This window comes from Paracoccus onubensis (assembly GCF_003591515.1).
Taxonomy (GTDB): Bacteria; Pseudomonadota; Alphaproteobacteria; order Rhodobacterales; family Rhodobacteraceae; genus Paracoccus; species Paracoccus onubensis.
Map to the genome: position 1 here is coordinate 247,585 of NZ_QZCG01000002.1, position 19,733 is coordinate 267,317.

The following is a 19,733-nucleotide window of genomic DNA, read 5'->3' on the forward strand; positions in this document are numbered from 1 at the left end:
AAGCAGCCCCGAGCGTGCCAGAGCTGATCGTGTCGCCCGGAACTGATATCTTGCCGCCGGGATCAACTTCGGATCATCGACCGAAACCCGCAGCATTCGGCAGCCAGGTCGTCAGTTCCGGAACGGCAATCAGAACGGCCATACCACCCAGCATCAGCAGAACGAAAGGTGCCGCACCTCGGACGATAGTGCCAAGCGTGGCATCGGTAATGCCCTTGATGACGAACAGGTTCATCCCCACCGGCGGCGTGATCATGGCGAGTTCCAGATTGACCATCAGCAGGATACCGTACCAGATCGGGTCGATCCCGAGACTGGTGATCGTCGGCAGCAGGATGGGCGTGGTGATCAGGATGATGGCGATGGATTCAAGAAACATGCCAAGCACGAAGATCAGCCCCATGACCACAAGGATGAAACCGATCGGACCAAGGCCGAAGCCTGCCACCGTCTCCGTTACGCCGACGGGCAGGCGGATCAGGGTGATCGCATGTCCGAACATTGCCGCGCCCGCAATGATCATGAATACCATCATTGATGTGCGCATAGTGGAATAGGCGCAGTCCCACAGCTCGCGCAGGCCAAAGTTCCGATAGACCAGAACAGCGACCAGAAGCGCATAAAGAGATCCAGCCGCGGCAGCCTCGGTGGCGGTGAAGACGCCGAAATAGATGCCACCCATCACAACCGGTGGCGCAAGCAATGCCCAGACCGATCGGCGGAACGCCGCGACGGCCCTGGGCCAGCCAGCCCATTCCGGTGAAGCGATTCCGCGGCGGGCGCGGGCCTGCAGCACGCAGAAGATCGAAAAGACCAGCGCCAGCAACAGGCCGGGCACCACTCCGGCAAGAAAGAGCGCACCGATCGATGCGTCCGAAACGACGGCATACAGGATCATCGGGCCCGAAGGCGGGATCAGGATGCCAAGTGTGCCCCCGGCTGCGACCACGCCCAATGCATCGCGTTCGGGATAGCCGAAGCGTTTCATCTGGGGGATCGCGCTTGACCCTATGGAAAGCGCGGTTGCGACGGATGAGCCGGAAATGGCGGCGAAGATGGTGCAGGCCAGCACGGTTGCGACACCAAGGCCGCCTTTGACATGGCCGATCACCGTATGGGCGAAATCATAAAGATCGTCGATCACCCGCGCCTTGATCATGACCTGCGCCATGAAGACAAATAACGGGATGGTGCTGAGGACCGGCTTGTTCATATGCATGTAGACCGCGTCCCCAAGCCCGTCGATATCGCCCTCGACCAGCAAAAGGATTCCGCCGGCCGTCAGACCCAGTGCAGCGAAGATCGGAATACCGCTCAGAAGCAGCAGAAGCAGGACGGCAAAGACCAGAAAAAGCGTCACTTCGGCACCTCCTGGATGCTGCGCAGCAGCCGAAGGCCGGCGGCAAGGAACAGAAGCACCGACCCGATCACGACCGGCACCTGCGGGATCCATGTCTGGATTTCGATATAACCGACCGAATAAGAGCCGAAAGCGCGGGCGAAGGAGATCGAATCCCAGGTCGATATCCCCACGATTACCGCGAAAACCATGATCGTGAAACTGGCGAATACGGACTGGATACGCCCCATGCGGGGGCCAAGCCGCGCAGTCGCCAGATCAATCGCGATATGATCGCCCCGGCGCAGCGCTTCGGCGGCGCCAAGCATCACCATGGTCACCAGCAGATAGCCAACCATCTCGTCGTTCCACTGTAAAGGACGACCCATCAGGTAGCGGCGCGTGACTGCGAAGGTAATCTGGATCAGCACCACAAGGATCAATGCCGTGCTGATCGCGCCGCAAAAGCGGACCAGTCCGGTAATGATGCGATCGGGGAAGAAGGGGGCGTTTCCTACCCCTTTCTCGGAACGGATGTCATGCATGGAAACCGCCGGTCATATCTTGCTCAGCAATTCCAGTAGCTTCTGGCTGTCGGGATCGCCTTCACCGAAAGCCTTGTCGAAAGCCGGCCGCATGACCGCCTCCAGCGCGGCATTTTCTTCGGGCGTTGCGATATGGACCTTTACCCCTTTCTCAAGCAATTGCTCGGGGCCGGCATCGCCGGCTTCCACCGATGCCTCGATCGCCCATTCCGAGGCTTTCAGTCCGGCTTCCGTCAAGGCGGCCTTCGAGGTGTCGGACAGGCTATCGTAGAATTCGGGATTCAGATAGCCGTGCAGATAGGCAGAAAGGACCGGAACGACCGTGAATGCGTCCTGAACTTCGTAATATTTGCGCGAAACGGCGGCAGCCACATCGGTAATCGCGCCGTCAACCACGCCGGTGGCAAGTGCCTGATAGACCTCTGAACCCGGCAATGCGGTGGGAGTAGCGCCAAGCGCCTCGAAAGCGGCATCGAAAGGCGGTGTGAGGCCGCGGATTTTCAACCCCTTGAAGTCTTCCGGCTTGACCAGTGGTTCGCCCTTGGTGGTAAAGACGGATGTATTGGTCTGGAACATCCAGACAACATTCTTCACGCCTTTTTCCAGCAATTTTTCCTCAAGAAATGCGGCAGCTTCGGATTCCGGCCATTTCTTCCATATCTCGATATCGCCAAAGGCAAAGGGCGCCACGGTCACATTCATGATCGGCAATGTCTTGCCCCATTGGAAATTCAGCGAGAAGGCGCATTCGATATCGCCCTTGGCGGTGGCGACGATGTTTTCACGGGCACCGACCAGACTATCGGCACCGAAGACATGCACATCCAGTTCACCCTCGGAAAGTGTCTCGACCTCTTCCGCCCAGCGCTCGACGACTTTGGCGATATGATGTCCCGGCGGAAGCTGGTGGCTGCAACGCATTTCGGTTGCGGCAACGACACCGGTTGCCGTCGAGACAAACAGGGCCGCGCCGATTGCGGCGGATGTCATATATTTCATGATTGGTTTCCTCCCTAATGTTTTTCAGATCGCGCGGCTGGCTTTCCAACTGATATTCGGTGGCGGACCGGCTCGATTCAGAGTCCCGTGAAATCGTTCGCCCGGCATCGCCTCCTCCGCGATGGCCCGTGCGGCCTTTAGGCCGGCGAGATCGATTCCGGTCCGATAACCCATGGTTTCCGCTAGATAGACGATATCCTCGAAGACGACATTGCCGGTTGCACCCGGTGCAAAGGGGCAGCCGCCAAGTCCCCCGAGCGAAGCATCGATGACGCGCGCGCCATTGTCCAGTGCGGCTGCGGCATTGGCGATGCCCATGCCGCGCGTGTCGTGCAAGTGGATGATGAAGGCGCGGCCAGCGCATAATTTCTCTATCCGGGCGCATAGCGCCCCCACCTGTTTCGGCCCGGCATAGCCCACCGTATCGGCAATCCCGACGATATCGGCGCCGGCGGCAAGGCAGGTTTCGGCCAGTCGTATCACCTCATCATGGCTTACCTCGCCAGCGATCGAGCAACCGAAAGCCATTGCGATCCCGGCATTGACGATCTTGTCCGGGGCATCGTTATCGCGCATGGTGACGATCTTGCCGACCAGTTCCACCGCGGATTTGCGCGAGCGGCGCATATTGGCCTGACTGTGCTCATCGGTGGCCGAGATGACACAGACCATTTCATGCAATCCGGTCCGGAGCGCGGTTTCCGCTCCGCGTTCATTCAGCGTCAGCCCGGCGGAATGAATGTCCAGCCGTTCACCGGCATCCAGCATTGCCTCGATATCGGCGAATTGGGGAAAGCGGGCGGCGGGCAGGAAAGAACCGATCTCGTAATGCCGCACACCGGCCTGCGTTTCGCGTTTCATCCAGCCGATCTTTGCCCTGGTAGAGGGGATAGCCCGGGCAAGCTGCAAGCCGTCGCGCAGCCCGACCTCTCTCAGGGTTATCCTGTCTGTTGGATAGATCGCATCGATCCGGCTCATGCGATCACGTCCTTTGCGCCGCTGGCAAGAAGGATTTCGGTTTCGCTCAAGCCAGCCCGGGATAAAATCTCGCGGGTATCTTCGCCGATGCCCGCGACGTCGAGCGCGCCACCGGTGACCGCGGCATCATCGACCTCGAACGGCATCACCGGGGCACGAAAAACCTGTCCCTCGGGCAAGCGCGAAGCGAATAACCCATCGGGGCGCAGGACATGGGGGTCGTCATACATTTCGGCGGGCCGGTGAATCGGTGAAAAGGGGATGCCCGCATCTTCGAACATCGCGGCAAGCTGATCGAAACGGAATTCCCGCACAGCTTTGGCGACGATAGGAATGGTCCAATCGCGCGCCTCTATCTGGTCCATGCGTTTTTGCAGGCGGGGATCGTCGCGCAGACCGTCGAGACCCAGAAGATTGCATAGTGTGAGCCACTGGCCTTCGGTCACAGCGCCGATAAAGACCTGCCGGTCGTCGCCGGACTCGAAAATGTCATAAACAGGCCAGGAAAACTCGCGTTCGGGCATTGGCGGCGCCTCGCGGCCTTCGATATCGAACTGCACCATGTGCTGGGCGACCAGAAGCAGGCAATTTTCGAACAGCCCGGTGCGCAGCACATGGCCTTTACCATCTTTGCCGCGCTCGAGAAGTGCGGCCAGCACCGCGAAAGCGCCGAACAGTCCACCCATGATGTCATTGGCGGAAGAGCCGATCCGCAGCGGTCGTCCGGTCGGGCCGGTCATATAGGCCATGCCGGTCATCATCTGCACCACCTCGTCCATGGCGGTGCGATTTTCATAGGGACCCTTGAGAAAACCCTTGAGAGACGAGACGATAAGCCGGGGATATTTCTTCCGCAGCATCTCGGGGTCAAATCCCATTCCGGCCAGCGACTCGTCGCGGAAATTTTCGACAAAGATATCGGCGCTTTCCAGAATGCGGTGCATCGCGGCCCTGCCCGCATCCGATTTCAGATCCAATGTGATGCTTTTCTTCCCACGGTTGAAAGTCGGGTGGAACCCGCGTCCCATCCCGGTAAGCGCACGGGTCTTGTCACCCTCGGGCGGTTCGACCTTGATGACTTCTGCACCCAGCATGCCCAGGAACATCCCGCAGGACGGCCCCATGATCATATGGGTCATCTCGATCACGCGCAGACCGGCAAGCGGCTTGAAATCATCATTCATTCGGTATCCTCCCGACTCGCAGATTAGTCAAAAGCCAATCAGCGGAATAATATAATGTTTGGATGTAACCCTTCTGGAAACGAGAATGCTTGATACCCGTCAGCTACAGTATTTCGCAGCCATTTATGAAAGCGGTTCGCTTGCACAGGCATCGCAGACCCTCCGGGTGGCGGCTTCGGCGCTCAGCCATCATCTGGCACAGCTTGAACACCGGCTTGGAAGCCCGCTATTCCTGCGCAAACCACGCGGAATGGAGCCGACCGCCGCGGGGCATCGGCTGCATGAACATACAAGGTCGATACTGCGGTCCATTGCCGCTGCCGAGACGGATCTCAGGGATAGCGTGGGGCAGGTATCGGGCCCGGTCTCGGTCGGAATGTCCTTTTCCGCCGTCAAAGCGATTGGGGTCGAGTTCATTTCGAGAGTGGTGCATGATTACCCGGATGTGCAACTGGTCCTGACCGAAAGCCTTTCGGGAACCGCCTTGCCTTATCTGCTGGCCTCGGAGGTGGATCTGGCGTTGGTTTACAATCCGCCCAATGACCCCGCCATCCATTCCGAACCTGTGCTTGAGGAAACGATGGTCTGCGTTGGCCGTTCGGAAATCATCGGAGAAACCAAGGACCCGATCAGTTTTGCCGAATTGCTCGAACTGCCGATTATCCTGCTGCGTCAGGGTGTGTCGGCCCGCGCACTCATCGATGACAATACGTTGCTCAAGAAGATCGAGGCGCGGGCGCGCCTACAGATGAATTCGGTTCAGGCCATTGCCGGAAGTATCGATGCGGGGCTGGGCTGTGTGATCGGAACGCGGCTGTTCATGCAGGATCAGTTGCAACGCGGATCCGTCCATGCCCGCGCGATCACCAATCCGGAACTGTCACGTACTTTGCATCTGTGTCAGGTCGCCACGCGTCCACGAACCTTTGCCTCCGAGGCAATTCGCGCATTGTTGCTTGCGCTGGTGCGAAAAGCCGTCACCGATGGACGATGGGAGGCGCAACTTGTCGGATGAATGCGGCCAGAAGGTTATGCCTCCGGTGGTGCCGCCGCGAAGCCGTGCCGTTTCATGCCAAGGGGTGCATCCGGGCAAGCGTATCGGCCATTCGCGACAGACCGGGCAAAAGCGGGAACAGGTCGGCCTGCAGCGCGTGGTAAATATCCGGCTTGCCGGTAAACTGCGGTTGTGCCCGAGTTTTATTGTCGCGCGGCTCGGGAAACCATCCGCCATATTCATGATCGATCAAAGCTGAATCCGCGAATTGCCACAAGCGCCGGTACCACGTCTCGTCTTCGTCGCGGGCTTCCAGTTTGATCAGGCTTGCCAGAACGCCGATCGCTTCAGTCACCGGCCACCAGTAGCGCGACAGGTCAAGCTGAGCGCCGTCGAAACGCAGGGTATAGACCAGTCCGTCCCGCTGCCGATCCCAGGCATCGCGCAGGGCGTGCTGCACCAGTTCGCGGGCATGAGCGGGTGCAGCTCCCTCGGGTCTTCCGGCCAGATCCCACCAATGCAGCAATAGTCGTGCCATCTCGAAGGAATGCCCGGGCGTCGTGCCTGCCGGCCGGAACATCGGGTTACCGGAATAGTCCGGGTCGGCAGTCCAGTTTTCGTCGTAATGCTCGGGGATTTGCCAGCCATTGCGGGCCGCCTCACCGGCGATGAAAAACGCGAGAATGCGTCCGGCGCGGGTCAGAAATGCGGTTTCCCCCGTGGCTTCATGGGCGGTCAGCAGGGCCTCGACCCCGTGCATATTCGCATTCATGCCGCGATATGTCGAAAACACCTGCCAGTCGCGGGTGAACTCGTCGCGAAACAACCCTTGGTCTTCGTCCCAGTAATGCCGGTCCAGAATCTCGACGATATCGCCCAGAAGACGATCCGCATCCGGGTGGCCAGCCAGCTTCGCGCTGGAAGCCGCCAGCAGGACGAAGACATGACCATAGGCCAGCTTGGTCCCGTCGGCGACGCCCTCCGCATCCACGGACCAGAGATAGCCGCCATGCTGCCGGTCGCGATGCCCCTGCCACAGCCATGTCATCCCCTGATCCACGATCCCGGCCTTGTCCGCCCGCCCGGCCATTTGTGCAAGGGCATAGCAATGCACAAGCCGCGTTGTCGTATGCAGTTCCTGCAATTCGCTGGGCAGGGGCCGGCCGCTGTCGTCAAGCGTATGGAAACCACCCCCCGCACGCGGGCTGGCATCGAAGAAATCAAGCGCCTTCCGTGCATCCTGCACAAGAAAGGCCCGATGCGTTTCATCTTCAAGCCACAAGCCCGCAGCATCAATCTTGCCGGGTTCGCCCATCATCCGCTCCTTCCCGGTTCACCGTTTCCGCATGGCATCCATAAGCGCGGCGCCGAACGATCCGTTCTGATCATTCCCGCGCGGCGCGGATTTGCCGTGTCCCGGATTTTGCGCATTCCCCGCCGGGCCGCGTGCCTGCGCCCCCGCCTTTCGTCCTTCCTGCGCCCCGCCATCCTTGCGCATGGTCAGGCCGATGCGCTTGCGGGGGATATCCACCTCGGTCACGCGAACCCTGACAACATCGCCGACCTTCACGATCTCGTTCGGGTCCTTCACGAAACGGTCGGCAAGCTGGCTGATATGCACCAGCCCGTCCTGATGCACGCCGATATCGACGAAAGCCCCGAAGGCCGCGACATTGGTGACCGTGCCTTCCAGCGACATGCCGGGACGCAGATCCTTGATATCTTCGACGCCCTCCGCGAATGACGCGGTTACAAAGCCGGGACGCGGGTCGCGGCCGGGCTTTTCAAGCTCGGAGAGGATGTCGCGCACCGTGGGCAGGCCGAATTTGTCATCTACGAAATCCTCGGCACGAAGTCCCTTCAATGCCGTGGCGTCGCCCATGATCGCGCGGATGTCGCGCCCGCAAGCCTTCACGATCTTTCGTGCCACGCCATAAGCTTCGGGATGGACGCTTGACGCATCCAGAGGCTCGTCGCCCTCGCGGATGCGCAGGAAGCCCGCGCATTGCTCGAAGGCGCGGGGGCCAAGGCCCGCGACGTCTTTCAGCGATTTGCGCGAATGGAATGCGCCGTTGCCGTCCCGATGCGTGACGATGGCCCCGGCCAGAGACGGCCCCAGTCCCGCCACATGCGAGAGCAGCGCGGATGAGGCCGTGTTCAGATCGACGCCGACCGCGTTCACCGCATCCTCGATCACGGCTTCAAGCGCTTTGGTCAACTGCCGCTGATCGACGTCATGCTGATATTGCCCCACACCGATGGATTCGGGCGGCACCTTGACCAGTTCCGCCAGCGGATCCTGCAAGCGACGGGCAATAGAGACTGCACCGCGCAGCGAAACATCCAGATCGGGAAATTCCCTTGCCGCCAGTTCCGAGGCCGAATAGACTGAGGCCCCCGCCTCGGACACCACAACCCTGGTCGGCACCTTCACCGTTTTTGGCAAGCGTTTCAGCACATCCGCGACCATCCGTTCGGTCTCGCGGCTGGCGGTGCCATTGCCGATGGCGATCAATTCGACACCGTGCCGCGCGATCAGAGCGAGCAGGGCAGCCTCTGCCCCCGCCAAATCCTTCTTTGGGGGAAAGGGATACAGCGTCGCCGTTTCCAGCAGCTTGCCCGTTGCATCCACGACAGCCAGCTTGACCCCGGTGCGAATGCCCGGGTCAAGACCTATCGTGACTTTCGTTCCCGCCGGAGCGGCCAGCAGTAGATCCTTGAGATTGCGGCCAAAGACCCGGATGGCCTCGTCATGGGCGCGTTTGCGCAACTCGGTCAGCAGGTCGATATACATGTTATTCGACAGCCGCACCCGCCATGTCCAGCCGGCGACCTGCCGGAGCCATTTATCCCCCGGCTGTTCGCCCAATTTGCCGATGGCCTGCGCGACGATCCCCTCAGCCCGCGCCATACCCGTGTCGGGATCGGGCGAGATATCGATGGTCACCACTTCTTCCTTGGCGGCCCGCAGGATGGCGAGTGCGCGATGGGCGGGGATATCGGCCCATTTCTCGCGGTGATCGAAGTAATCGGAAAATTTCGCCCCGGCCTCTTCCTTGCCGCCCACGACCTTTGCCGCGATAAACGCGTCGGTCCGCATGAAATCGCGCAATGCACCCAGCAAAGAGGCATTTTCGGACAATTCTTCGACCAGAATATCCCGGGCGCCGTCAAGCGCCGCCTTTGCCTCGGGAACGGCTTCGGAAATATAGCCCTGCGCCAGTTCCTGCGGTTCGGAGCCGCGATTTTCCTGAATGGCGCGCAGCAATGGCTCCAGCCCGTTCTCGCGGGCGATCATCGCCTTGGTGCGGCGCTTGGGCTTGAACGGCAGGTAGATATCCTCAAGCGTTGCCTTGGTTTCCGCCGTGGCGATGCTGCGCGCGAGTTCGTCGGTCAGCTTGTTCTGTTCCCGGATGGATTTCAGGATCGTCTCGCGCCGGGACTCCAGCTCCCGCAGATAGGCAAGCCGTTCGGACAGGACCCGCAACTGACTGTCATCCAGCCCACCCGTCACCTCCTTGCGGTATCGCGCGACAAAGGGGACCGTCGCGCCGCCATCAAGCAGTTCCACAGCGGCATTGACCTGCCCGGCGCTGGCATTGATCTCGGTCGCAATGACGCGGGTGATACGTTCGGCTGACTCCATCTTATCCTCATTCGTTCCGGAAACAATGTCCTAGCCTTGCGGCGTCCATGCGCCAAGCGCGAAAACCCGCGCTACTCGGCGGCTGTAGTTTTTTTCTCTTCAAGCTTCAGTTCCGGAAGCTCGAGGAGTTCGGCCCGGCGGGGATTGCCCGCCAGACTTTGACGCACGGCCTCGCGCAGCGCGTGCGAGCGTTTCAGAATCCGGCGGAAGCTGGTTTCGTTCAGTTCCAGCAGGCTGGTGGGCGTAATCGCCGTAACCTCTGCCCGGCGCGGCTTGCCTGTCAGGACCGCCAGTTGCCCGAACATGTCGCCCCGCCCAAGACGGACAGTCTGTCCGGCCGTCTCCTGCTGAACCGCGCCCGAGGACACGAAGAAGACGCTATGCGCCGTACTGTCCTTGCGAAGAATGACCTTTCCCGCATTGACATAGCGGGTGCTCAGCGCGCGGCCCAGTTTGCGCATCTCGCTTTCGCTCAGGTCGGCGAAGAGCGGGAATTGCCGCACCAGTTCCTTTTTGGGTAGCGCAAGGTCGAGATGGGGCCGGCCTTCGGACTCGGCGCGACGCCGGCTGATGTCCTGCATCAATGCTGTATGCAGCTCTGACCCGATCAGCCCGTCGTCATGCATGGCGCTGTATTCGCGTTCTTCCAGACGCAGGGCGGTGCGGCGGATAAAGCGCCGCTCCAGCTTTTCGGCATAGCCGGGATATTGCAGACGCAACCCCTCGATCGCAGTTTCGACGGCTTCGACCCGACGGTTCAGCAATTCATGCAGGAGTTCCGCGACCCTGCGGCCGTGAATGCGGCGGATCCGGCGATCGATGAATTTGTATAAATCACGCAATATCAGCCGCTTTGCGAGCAACATCTCGAAACGATCTGCGGTCATGCGGGCAAGTGGCGTGGCGATATGCAGCCGGTTGCGCAGGAATGCCGCCAATCTGAAATCCTTGCCATAGCGCAGACTGCGCCGCGCCGCCCGCTGATATCCGGTGCGCCCGCCTGTCCGCGCAGCTTCGATCATCCGGTCCGCGTCGAAAAGCATCGTTTCTGACAGTCGTGCGCTTATCGCCCGTTCTCGGAACCGTTCAAGGATCACTTCGCGCTCATATCCTGCAAGCGCGATCAGGCCCAGCGTGATCCGGTCGCGGTCGAGGATTTCGGTATTATCCTCTGCTTCGGCATGTGCGACCGCCTCATCCAGCCTTTGGGCGAAACGCTTGGCTTCCGAGCGGACGGTTTCGCGCGTCAGTTCGTAATCCTCGGCGGTTTCCGCGACTTCCTCACGCACGGTTTGCAGTGATACGGCGATCACCTGATTGGACAGCGCGACATCCAGAGGGGACAATTTGTCCAGCCCCAGCTTTCCGATCACCCAGCGCAGCGTCGTTCCCTGAACCAGAAGCGTGAACAGGGTGAACCCGGTTGCGACAATCCCCACCAGCCGTTTCGTTTCGACCGGTACGCGCAGGTTTTCGGTCACTGCCAGCGCCAGCGCCAGCGTGACCGCGCCGCGCAAGCCGCCCCAGAGGATCGCACTACGATAGAGTCCGCTGACCTGCGGTGAGACGCGCACCGCTGATAGTAGCGGCATCAGACCGAACAGGATGATTGCCCGCGCCACGGTGGCGGCAGCGATCACAACCAGAATAAGCGCGAAATCACCGGCATGTGTATCCTCCAGAAGGCGCGGGATCAGCAATGCGGCGAGAATGAAGATCAGTGCCCCGGCCCAATGTGCAAGCAGGGCCCAGACTTCGCGCAGATTGGTCCAGAAGGCGGGTGACAGCCGGACAGGGCCGATGATGCTCATGGTCAGCCCTGCGACCACGACGCCGATCACGCCCGACGCGTCGAATAATCTTTCCGCCATAACGAAGGACAGATACGGGACCGCGACCGAAACCGAAATCTGTGCCAGTTCGAAGCGGGCGAACCACATCATCAGGACGACGGCGATACGCGCGGTCAGAAATCCGGCAAGCGTACCGCCGACGAACAACATCGGAAATCCGCCGATCGCCTCGCCCAGAGCCGGGTCCGCGCCGCCCAGCGTGACGAAGCCCATGAACAGGCCGAACAACGCGATTGCCGCGGCGTCGTTCAGCAGGCTTTCGCCTTCGATGATCCGTGCCAGACGCCGCGGCGCCGAGATCGAGCGGAAAATCCCCACGACGGCCGAGGGATCCGTGGTGGAGACGATCGATCCGATCAGCAGGCAGACCACCAGAGGCAAACCGCTGAACCACGCCAGCGAATAACCGATTGTCAGGGTGGCGACGACGACGGCTACGACGGCCAGTGTCAGGATCGGCACCCAGTCATCCAGCATCCGCCGCACGTTCATTTCCAGCGTTGCCTGAAAAATCAGTGTCGGCAGAAAGACATAGAGGAACACGTTCGAGCGTATCGGCAGGGCCAGAATCGCCTCGGCCACCGGGTCCAGGGCATTGGTCAGACTGGTGCGCAGGAAAAAGATTGCGGCGGCACCGATCAGAATGCCCAGAACCGCGAGAATCACGCTGTAAGGCAATGCCAGCCGCGCCGCCAAAGGTTCGGCAAGCCCGATGAGGACGAAAAGCGACGCCGCAATGGTGGTCAGAAGAACGATGTCCATTGCTCTGCGATAGCCGGATTTTTCGGGTCAGGGAATATCTTGCCGGAACAAAAATCGATCACAATGGAGCGTTGATGCGTTTCGGCTAAAATTCGAGCGAACCGTGGCTTACGCCTGTCCATCGGCCAGCAATGCCAGATCCGCATGCCCCCGGTCCGCCAGTTGCCGCGCCGCCCGCCATGCCCTGAGACCGCTGCGGCAGCATAACACCACGCGCTGCCCGGAAGGAGGTTCCCATTCGGCGATTGCTTCGGGGCCAAGCCGCAGGGCATGGGGTGCTACGGGTGAAGGGGATTCGCTTTCCGGGCGCAATTCGATCACGCAATCAGAAGGGCGCAGCCCGTTGCGTGAAATGAAAGGCAGGGCAGGGCCGTCAGGCTCGGGCGCATCGGTAAAGCGGAAACTGCTGAAGCGCCATCCGGCAAGATCGACGGTCACCATCTGCCCGATGGGGGAAGGTTCAAGGCCCAGCAATGCCGACATGGCCATCTGCGCCTGCAGGGCACCGACGGTCGCGACCACGGGGCCCATGACGCCCGCTGTCGCGCAGCTTTGGGCATTGCGCGGAAGTTCGGGAAAAAGCGCGCGCAGGGATGGACCCCCGCCGCAGAAACCACCGGCATATCCCTGTCGGCCCAGTACCGATCCGGCGATCAGCGGCAAGCGGCGGCGGGCGCATTCGTCCGAAAGAATGTAACTCACGGCAAAGCTGTCTGCCGCATCGACGACCAGATCGACATTTTCCAGCAGTGGCCCCGCCGTGTCGGGATCAAGCCATCCGCGAATTGCCTGAAGTTCGATTTCCGGATTCAGCCGCCGGGCTTCCCGCGCCGCGCAATCGGCCTTGGGCTGTCCGATATCCGACATGCGGAAGATCGTCTGCCGATGCAGATTGCTTTCACTGACCAGATCATCGTCCAGCAGTCGCAATCGTCCGATCCCGGCCCCGGCAAGCGCCGGGATCACGCTTGACCCAAGCCCGCCTGCACCAACCACAAGCACATGCGATGCGGCAAGCCGGGTCTGTCCGGCAGAGCCGATCTCGGGCAGGATGGTCTGACGGTCGTAACGGGTCATTCCGGCGGTTCCTTGGGCGGGTTCCGGATAGAAATATGAGTGTCCCGCGACGTGTTTCAACCGGAATTTGACGGATGGCGTTTCATATGGCGCGTGGCGGCGCCTTCAGATCTGCAAAACGCGGCAATATATTTATCACTTTCGTCGGCAAGCTATCCTTGCTGCCAGGAAGGATCAGACCACCACGCCGGCGCCTTCGGTCGCAGGGCCGGCAACGGCCCGGAAGGCTGCGAATAACTCGCGGCCCATGCCCTCGTTGCTGCCTGAGGGATCGAAACCTGCGGGGCGTCGGTGGTCGAAATCTTCGGCCAGGCAATCGATCGTGCCCATGGTGGCGTCCATGCGGATGAGATCGCCATCCCGCACGCGCGCAAGCGGCCCGCCCACCGATGCTTCCGGCGAGATATGGATCGCGGCGGGCACTTTGCCCGAAGCCCCCGACATGCGCCCGTCGGTCACGAGCGCGACCTTAAGCCCCCGGTCCTGCAAGACAGCCAGGCATGGCGTCAGCGAATGCAACTCGGGCATGCCATTCGCGCGCGGTCCCTGAAAGCGGACGACGACAATCGTGTCTTCGATGAACTCGCCCGCCCTGAAAGCGGCCTTCACCTGCTCCTGATCTGTGAAAACACGGGCTTTCGCTTCGATCACATGGCGTTCCTGCGCCACGGCGCTGACCTTGATGACGCCCCGGCCAAGATTGCCCTCCAGCTGTTTCAGTCCGCCGGTCCGGGCAAAGGGAGCGCTGGCCGGGCGGAGGATCTTGTCGTTCAGGGATTCTTTCGCCCCGGCCTCCCAGCGCACACGCCTTCCGTCCAGCTTCGGTTCAGCTGTGTAACCGTTCATGCCGGTTCCGTTGATCGTTCTGACATCGGCATGCAGCAGACCCGCCTCCAGCAATTGCCCGATCATATAGCCGATGCCGCCAGCGGCATGGAAATGATTCACATCCGCCAGACCGTTCGGATAGACCCGCGCCATCAGCGGGACATTTTCGGAAATATCATGGAAATCGGCGATATCCAGCAGCACCCCGGCCGCCCGCGCCATGGCCGGCAGATGCATGACCAGATTGGTCGAGCCGCCCGTTGCCATCAGGCCCACGATTCCGTTGACAAAGGCGCGTTCGTCCAGAACCTCGCCCGCGGGCAGGTAATCGTTGCCCAGCCGGGTGATCGCTGCCGCGCGTTCAAGTCCGGCCACGGTCAGGGCCTCGCGCAGGGGCGTATTCGGGTTCACGAAGCTGGAGCCGGGCAGATGCAGCCCCATGAATTCCATCAGCATCTGATTGCTGTTGGCGGTGCCGTAGAAAGTGCAGGTCCCGGGGGAGTGATAAGAGGCCATTTCCGCCGCCATCAACGCGTCACGTCCGACCTCTCCAGCGGCGAATTGCTGGCGAATTTTCGATTTCTCGTCATTCGGCAGGCCGGACGGCATCGGCCCGGCGGGAATGAATACGGCGGGGATATGGCCGAATGTTGCCGCAGCGATCACCAGCCCGGGCACGATCTTGTCGCAGACCCCCATGTAAAGCGCCGCATCGAAACAATCATGGGACAACGCCACCCCGGCGGCCAAAGCGATGACATCGCGCGAAAACAGTGACAGCTCCATCCCCGCGCGGCCCTGCGTGACGCCGTCGCACATGGCGGGAACGCCGCCCGCAACCTGTACAGTTACCCCGATTTCACGCCCGGCGCGGCGAATGATATCGGGATAGCGTTCATAGGGCTGATGCGCCGACAGCATGTCGTTATAGGCCGTGACGATCCCGATATTCGGTTTGCGCGACCCCGCCAGATCGTCCTTGTCATCCATTGCCGCATAGGCATGGGCCTGATTGCCGCAAGACAGATGCGCGCGGCGAGGGCCATCCTCGGCGGCTTTGGCGATCTTTTTCAGATAGGCGCTGCGGGTGGCTTGCGAGCGTTCGCGGACGCGGTCGGTCACACGGTCGATGGTGGCGTGAAGGGTCATCTTGCGGCCTCCTCTGGCTTCGGAGACACAATAGTCTGTTAGCGATAACAATTCAACCCATGCTTGAGATTTGCAGCGATAACCGCGCAAAGTTTCAACAGATCGTCACATGCGGGAAATAGCCGTCAAATTCGCCGGTTCGGAAGCGGGATCGTTCAGCCGGTGGCTTTTTCGGCCAGCTTCGCCTGATCCCACAGGCGATCCATCTCGATAAGATCGCTATCCTCCGGGCGGCGGTTATCCGAGGCCAGGGCGGCCTCGATTGCCTGAAACCTTCGGGTGAACTTGGTATTCGCGCGACGCAATGCCTGTTCCGGATCGATCTTCAGGTGCCGCGCCAGATTGGCCATGACGAACAGCAGATCGCCAAACTCCTCTTCAAGCTCGTCCGGTCCCAGATGATCGCGCGCCTCAACCAGTTCGGCGGTTTCCTCGGCAATCTTGTCCAGAACATTCGCGGCATCGGGCCAGTCAAAGCCCACCCGCGCCGCGCGATTCTGCAACTTGACCGCCCGTGTCAAGGCCGGCAGGCCAAGCGCGACCCCGTCCAATGTCCCGCGTTCGGCCTTGCCCGCGCGTTCGACGGCCTTGATCGCCTCCCAGTCCTTCACCTGCTGTTCGGCGGATTTGTCGCGGCTTTCATCGCCAAAGACATGCGGATGCCGGAAGATCAGCTTGTCGGAAATTGCCGCGGCGCAATCCGCAAAATCGAACATGCCCTGTTCCTGCGCCATTTGCGCATGGAACACGACCTGCAGCAGCAGATCGCCCAGTTCGCCCGGCAATTCATCCCATGCCTTGCGGTCTATGGCATCGGAGACCTCATGCGCCTCTTCGATCGTGTAGGGTGCGATCGAGGCGAAATCCTGCTCGATATCCCAGGGACAGCCGGTCTTCGGATCCCGCAACTCGACCATGATGTCGATCAGGCGGGCGATCTCGGCGCCTGCGTTCTTGCTGTCAGCCATTGCAATTCATCCCGTCCTCGGCTCCGATGAACCGATTGCCACAGCATGAAGGGTGAGTCCACATGCCAGTCCTGAACCGAATCGCTTCCTTCGCTGACGATATGACTGCATGGCGACGGTATCTGCACCAGCATCCGGAACTGGGATTCGAGTGCCATGAAACGGCGAAATTCGTCGCAGGGAAGCTGCGCGAGTTCGGAGTGGACGAAATCCACGAAGGAATCGGAAAGACCGGCATTGTCGCGATTATCAATGGCAAGGGCGGAGGAAACACGATCGGATTGCGGGCCGATATGGACGGGCTGCCGATGTCCGAGACAACCGGGGCGGAATGGGCCTCGACCGTGCCGGGACGGATGCATGCATGCGGGCATGACGGGCATACGACCATGCTTCTGGGGGCGGCGAAATATCTGTCCGAGACGCGGAATTTCACCGGGCGCGTGGCGTTGATCTTCCAGCCCGCAGAAGAGGCTGGGGGCGGCGGAGACGTCATGGTTCAGGAAGGCGTCATGGAGCGATTCGGGATTGGCCGGGTCTTCGCGATGCATAATAGTCCCGGCCAGCCTCAGGGGAGCTTCTATACCACGCCGGGGCCGATCATGGCGGCCGTGGACAGTTTCGAGATCGATATCAGCGGCCGCGGCGGCCACGGCGCGATGCCGCATCTGACCGCGGATCCGGTGGTGGCGGCCGTGGGCATCGTGACTGCGATCCAGACGATTTCCAGCCGCAACCATTACGCTTTGGACGATCTGGTCGTGTCCGTGACGCAGATCCATACCGGCAGTGCCGATAATATCGTGCCGGATGATGCGTGGATCTGTGGTACCGTACGAACCTTTGATCCGGATGTGCGCGAAATGGTCCGCCGCCGCCTGTCCGAGATCTGCACGGGGCAGGGTGCGGCCTACAATGTTACGGCAACGTTAACCTATCACGAGGGATATCCCGCTACCGTCAACGACCCAGATCAGACAGCCTTTGCGGCGCAGACCGCCCGTGAGGTGGTGGGAGAGGCGAATGTCGCCGATGATTATGGCCGTGAGATGGGGGCCGAGGATTTCAGTTACATGCTGAACGCGCGCCCGGGCTGTTACCTGTTTCTGGGGCAGGGCGATGGGCCGGGTGTTCATAATCCGGGCTATGATTTCAACGACGATATCGCTCCGATCGGCGCCAGTTTCTTCGCATGTCTGGTCGAACGCGCCCAGCCGGTGGATTGAAGCCGGAAATACCCGCCGCATGACGAGGTGGAAGCTTGTTCACGCGGTTCTGAACCCGAAGGTTAGCTTTGGGCATGCGGTTTCTTGCCAATAACCGGTCACGCAGATAGGTTGCGCGCCAACTCGTGAGATGGTCCGGCATATTGACCCGGGCCGACAGCCGAAAGGAAATTGAATGTTCGCTACTCCTGCCTATGCACAGGCCGCTGGTGGTTCCGGCGGGGCCGCCTTTGCTCAGTTCATCCCGCTGGTACTGATCTTCGCGATCATGTATTTCCTGATGATCAGACCTCAGCAAAAGCGGGTGAAACAGCATCGCGAGATGGTGGCCGCGCTGAAAAAGGGCGACCAGATCGTGACGCAGGGCGGTTTGATCGGCAAGGTTGTCAGTGCGCGCGATGACGAGTTGGAGGTCGAGATCGCGCAGGGCGTGCGTGTTCGCGTGGTGCGCTCGACCGTGGCGCAGGTGATTAGCGCCACCCAACCCGTTGCCGCCAATAGCTGAAGGCCGGATAACAGATGCTTCAGATCGACCGATGGAAACGTATCCTGATCATCGGGCTCTGCGTGCTGGGTCTGGCCTATGCCGCGCCCAACCTGTTCTACAAACGCGTAGAGGCGCATAACGACGCCGTCACGCAGATCGAAAGGACGGGGGCTAGCACTCCGGAACTCGAGGCGGCAAAGGCTGGCTGGCCGGGCTGGCTGCCGAGCGGTCTGGTCAATCTGGGGCTTGATCTTCGTGGCGGCGCGCATTTGCTGGCCGAGGTGCAGGTCGAGCAGGTCTACAAGTCGCGGATGGATGGGCTTTGGCCGGAACTTCGTCGCGCGCTTGCGGATGAGCGATCCACCATCGGCGCGATTCGGCGGGTGCAATCGCCGGAAGGGACGCTGAAAATCGAGATTGCCAATCCCGATCAGATGTCCCGTGCAATCGAGATCGCCCGCGGCTTTTCGGATCCCATCACCAGTCTGACAGGGGCGGGGCAGTCCAGCCTGGATATCTCGGGCAGCGGCAAAACGATGACGATTCAGTTGTCGGATGCCGAAAAGATCGCCGTGAATGACCGGACAATGCAGCAAAGCCTTGAGATTGTCCGCCGCCGTATCGACGAGGTCGGCACTCGCGAGCCGACGATTATCCGGCAGGGCGATGACCGTATTCTGATTCAGGTGCCGGGCATCGGTTCGGCTGCCGAACTCAAGGAACTGATCGGCACGACGGCGAAACTGACATTCAACCCGGTCGCGGGTACCGGCTCGAACCCGGATGCATCGGTCGATATCGGGCAGATCGTGCTGCCCGACGCCGAGAATGAAGGCGTTTATTATACGATCGAAGAAAACCCGGTCGTCACGGGTGAAGAATTGAACGATGCGCTTCCGGCCACGGACGAGAACGGATTTCCTTCGGTCACATTCCGTTTCAACCCGTCCGGAGCGCGGAAATTCGGGCATTATACATCGGCCAATATCGGCCAGCCCTTCGCGATCGTATTGGATGACGAGGTCATCTCGGCTCCGGTGATCCGGCAGGCGATCGAGACCGGCTCGGGTCAGATTTCAGGTTCGATGACCTTTGACGAGGCGAATCGCCTTGCAGTGCTGTTGCGCGCGGGCGCGCTTCCTGCCGAACTGAACTTTCTGGAAGAGCGCACGATCGGCCCGGAATTGGGGCAGGACAGCGTCGATGCGGGCAAGATCGCAGCCGGCGTGGGGTTCGTGGCGGTGGTTGCCCTGATGATCCTGTCATATGGGCAGTTCGGCGTCTTTGCCTCGATTGCGCTTGCCATCAATATGGGACTGCTCTTCGGTGTGCTGTCGATGATCGGTGCGACATTGACCTTACCCGGTATCGCCGGGATCGTGCTGACCATCGGTATGGCAGTCGACGCCAATGTGCTGGTCTTCGAGCGAATACGAGAGGAACTGAGACATGCCAAAGGCCCGGCACGGGCGATTGAACTAGGCTATGAACGGGCGATGTCCGCGATCGTGGACGCCAATATCACGACGCTGATCGTCGCTGCGATCCTGTTCTTTCTTGGCTCGGGGCCCGTCAAGGGTTTTGCGGTGACGTTGACCATCGGTATCGTCACCTCGGTTTTCACCGCTCTTTGGGTCACACGACTATTGACAGTCATGTGGTTCCACCGCGCCCGTCCCCGCCAGATCGAGGTGTAAC

The 19,733-nt window shown here is 60.8% G+C and carries 15 protein-coding genes; 4 read left to right on the forward strand and 11 right to left on the reverse strand.

Translation table 11 applies throughout. The annotated features are described in order from the left end of the window. Positions 1 to 73 precede the first annotated feature (73 nt). The 5 genes from D3P04_RS03765 to D3P04_RS03785 are packed head-to-tail and all read right to left on the reverse strand — an operon-like array spanning position 74 to position 5,045. Positions 74 to 1,360: a TRAP transporter large permease gene (locus D3P04_RS03765; protein ID WP_119746089.1), complete on the reverse strand. Its 1,287-nt coding sequence runs from the start codon at positions 1,358 to 1,360 to the stop codon at positions 74 to 76. Beyond that, positions 1,357 to 1,884, reverse strand: a complete 528-nt coding sequence (locus D3P04_RS03770) for a TRAP transporter small permease (protein WP_119746091.1) — start codon at positions 1,882 to 1,884, stop codon at positions 1,357 to 1,359. The genes D3P04_RS03765 and D3P04_RS03770 overlap by 4 nt, the downstream gene beginning before the upstream one ends. 12 nt (positions 1,885 to 1,896) lie before the next feature. After that, complete coding sequence (dctP, locus tag D3P04_RS03775; protein WP_220475262.1) at positions 1,897 to 2,883, reverse strand: TRAP transporter substrate-binding protein DctP; 987 nt, start codon at positions 2,881 to 2,883, stop codon at positions 1,897 to 1,899. A gap of 24 nt (positions 2,884 to 2,907) precedes the next feature. Beyond that, positions 2,908 to 3,861, reverse strand: a complete 954-nt coding sequence (locus tag D3P04_RS03780; RefSeq protein WP_119746093.1) for a hydroxymethylglutaryl-CoA lyase — start codon at positions 3,859 to 3,861, stop codon at positions 2,908 to 2,910. Further along, positions 3,858 to 5,045, reverse strand: a complete 1,188-nt coding sequence (locus D3P04_RS03785) for a CaiB/BaiF CoA transferase family protein (protein WP_119746095.1) — start codon at positions 5,043 to 5,045, stop codon at positions 3,858 to 3,860. Before D3P04_RS03785 ends, D3P04_RS03780 begins: the two co-directional genes overlap by 4 nt. An 85-nt stretch (positions 5,046 to 5,130) precedes the next feature. Between D3P04_RS03785 and D3P04_RS03790 the strand changes: the two genes are divergently transcribed. Further along, positions 5,131 to 6,060, forward strand: a complete 930-nt coding sequence (locus tag D3P04_RS03790; RefSeq protein ID WP_119746097.1) for a LysR family transcriptional regulator — start codon at positions 5,131 to 5,133, stop codon at positions 6,058 to 6,060. Between the two features lie 52 nt (positions 6,061 to 6,112). On the opposite strand, the gene D3P04_RS03795 is transcribed toward D3P04_RS03790, so the two are convergent. The 6 genes from D3P04_RS03795 to mazG form a co-directional block, all read right to left on the reverse strand. Next, the gene (locus D3P04_RS03795) at positions 6,113 to 7,357 is read right to left on the reverse strand and encodes an AGE family epimerase/isomerase (protein WP_119746099.1); all 1,245 of its coding nucleotides are present in this window, start codon (positions 7,355 to 7,357) and stop codon (positions 6,113 to 6,115) included. A gap of 15 nt (positions 7,358 to 7,372) precedes the next feature. Further along, the gene (locus D3P04_RS03800) at positions 7,373 to 9,685 is read right to left on the reverse strand and encodes a Tex family protein (RefSeq protein WP_119746101.1); all 2,313 of its coding nucleotides are present in this window, start codon (positions 9,683 to 9,685) and stop codon (positions 7,373 to 7,375) included. A gap of 71 nt (positions 9,686 to 9,756) precedes the next feature. After that, positions 9,757 to 12,300, reverse strand: a complete 2,544-nt coding sequence (locus D3P04_RS03805; RefSeq protein WP_119746103.1) for a cation:proton antiporter — start codon at positions 12,298 to 12,300, stop codon at positions 9,757 to 9,759. A gap of 108 nt (positions 12,301 to 12,408) precedes the next feature. Then, positions 12,409 to 13,377: a HesA/MoeB/ThiF family protein gene (locus D3P04_RS03810; protein ID WP_119746105.1), complete on the reverse strand. Its 969-nt coding sequence runs from the start codon at positions 13,375 to 13,377 to the stop codon at positions 12,409 to 12,411. Positions 13,378 to 13,551: 174 nt separating this feature from the next. Further along, positions 13,552 to 15,354, reverse strand: a complete 1,803-nt coding sequence (gene edd, locus D3P04_RS03815; protein WP_119746107.1) for a phosphogluconate dehydratase — start codon at positions 15,352 to 15,354, stop codon at positions 13,552 to 13,554. Positions 15,355 to 15,509: 155 nt separating this feature from the next. Beyond that, positions 15,510 to 16,322 carry a nucleoside triphosphate pyrophosphohydrolase gene (gene mazG, locus D3P04_RS03820; RefSeq protein ID WP_119746109.1) on the reverse strand — a complete coding sequence of 271 codons (813 nt, stop codon included), beginning with the start codon at positions 16,320 to 16,322 and terminating at the stop codon, positions 15,510 to 15,512. A gap of 62 nt (positions 16,323 to 16,384) precedes the next feature. Between mazG and D3P04_RS03825 the strand changes: the two genes are divergently transcribed. The 3 genes from D3P04_RS03825 to secD all read left to right on the forward strand — a co-directional run bounded on the left by D3P04_RS03825 (position 16,385) and on the right by secD (position 19,732). Beyond that, positions 16,385 to 17,548, forward strand: coding sequence for a M20 aminoacylase family protein (locus tag D3P04_RS03825; RefSeq protein ID WP_119746111.1), 1,164 nt, complete (start codon positions 16,385 to 16,387; stop codon positions 17,546 to 17,548). A gap of 175 nt (positions 17,549 to 17,723) precedes the next feature. After that, the gene (gene yajC, locus D3P04_RS03830) at positions 17,724 to 18,053 is read left to right on the forward strand and encodes a preprotein translocase subunit YajC (protein WP_119746113.1); all 330 of its coding nucleotides are present in this window, start codon (positions 17,724 to 17,726) and stop codon (positions 18,051 to 18,053) included. A gap of 14 nt (positions 18,054 to 18,067) precedes the next feature. Then, positions 18,068 to 19,732 carry a protein translocase subunit SecD gene (secD, locus tag D3P04_RS03835; RefSeq protein ID WP_119746115.1) on the forward strand — a complete coding sequence of 555 codons (1,665 nt, stop codon included), beginning with the start codon at positions 18,068 to 18,070 and terminating at the stop codon, positions 19,730 to 19,732. Position 19,733: the final 1 nt, after the last annotated feature.

Excerpts from the sequence above, each read along its gene's own strand:
- D3P04_RS03770 (WP_119746091.1), bottom strand. The coding sequence starts at position 1,884 with ATGCATGACATCCGTTCCGAGAAAGGGGTAGGAAACGCCCCCTTCTTC.
- dctP (WP_220475262.1), bottom strand. The coding sequence starts at position 2,883 with ATGAAATATATGACATCCGCCGCAATCGGCGCGGCCCTGTTTGTCTCG.
- D3P04_RS03780 (WP_119746093.1), bottom strand. The coding sequence starts at position 3,861 with ATGAGCCGGATCGATGCGATCTATCCAACAGACAGGATAACCCTGAGA.
- D3P04_RS03785 (WP_119746095.1), bottom strand. The coding sequence starts at position 5,045 with ATGAATGATGATTTCAAGCCGCTTGCCGGTCTGCGCGTGATCGAGATG.
- D3P04_RS03790 (WP_119746097.1), top strand. The coding sequence starts at position 5,131 with ATGCTTGATACCCGTCAGCTACAGTATTTCGCAGCCATTTATGAAAGC.
- D3P04_RS03795 (WP_119746099.1), bottom strand. The coding sequence starts at position 7,357 with ATGATGGGCGAACCCGGCAAGATTGATGCTGCGGGCTTGTGGCTTGAA.
- D3P04_RS03800 (WP_119746101.1), bottom strand. The coding sequence starts at position 9,685 with ATGGAGTCAGCCGAACGTATCACCCGCGTCATTGCGACCGAGATCAAT.
- D3P04_RS03805 (WP_119746103.1), bottom strand. The coding sequence starts at position 12,300 with ATGGACATCGTTCTTCTGACCACCATTGCGGCGTCGCTTTTCGTCCTC.
- D3P04_RS03810 (WP_119746105.1), bottom strand. The coding sequence starts at position 13,377 with ATGACCCGTTACGACCGTCAGACCATCCTGCCCGAGATCGGCTCTGCC.
- edd (WP_119746107.1), bottom strand. The coding sequence starts at position 15,354 with ATGACCCTTCACGCCACCATCGACCGTGTGACCGACCGCGTCCGCGAA.
- mazG (WP_119746109.1), bottom strand. The coding sequence starts at position 16,322 with ATGGCTGACAGCAAGAACGCAGGCGCCGAGATCGCCCGCCTGATCGAC.
- D3P04_RS03825 (WP_119746111.1), top strand. The coding sequence starts at position 16,385 with ATGCCAGTCCTGAACCGAATCGCTTCCTTCGCTGACGATATGACTGCA.
- yajC (WP_119746113.1), top strand. The coding sequence starts at position 17,724 with ATGTTCGCTACTCCTGCCTATGCACAGGCCGCTGGTGGTTCCGGCGGG.
- secD (WP_119746115.1), top strand. The coding sequence starts at position 18,068 with ATGCTTCAGATCGACCGATGGAAACGTATCCTGATCATCGGGCTCTGC.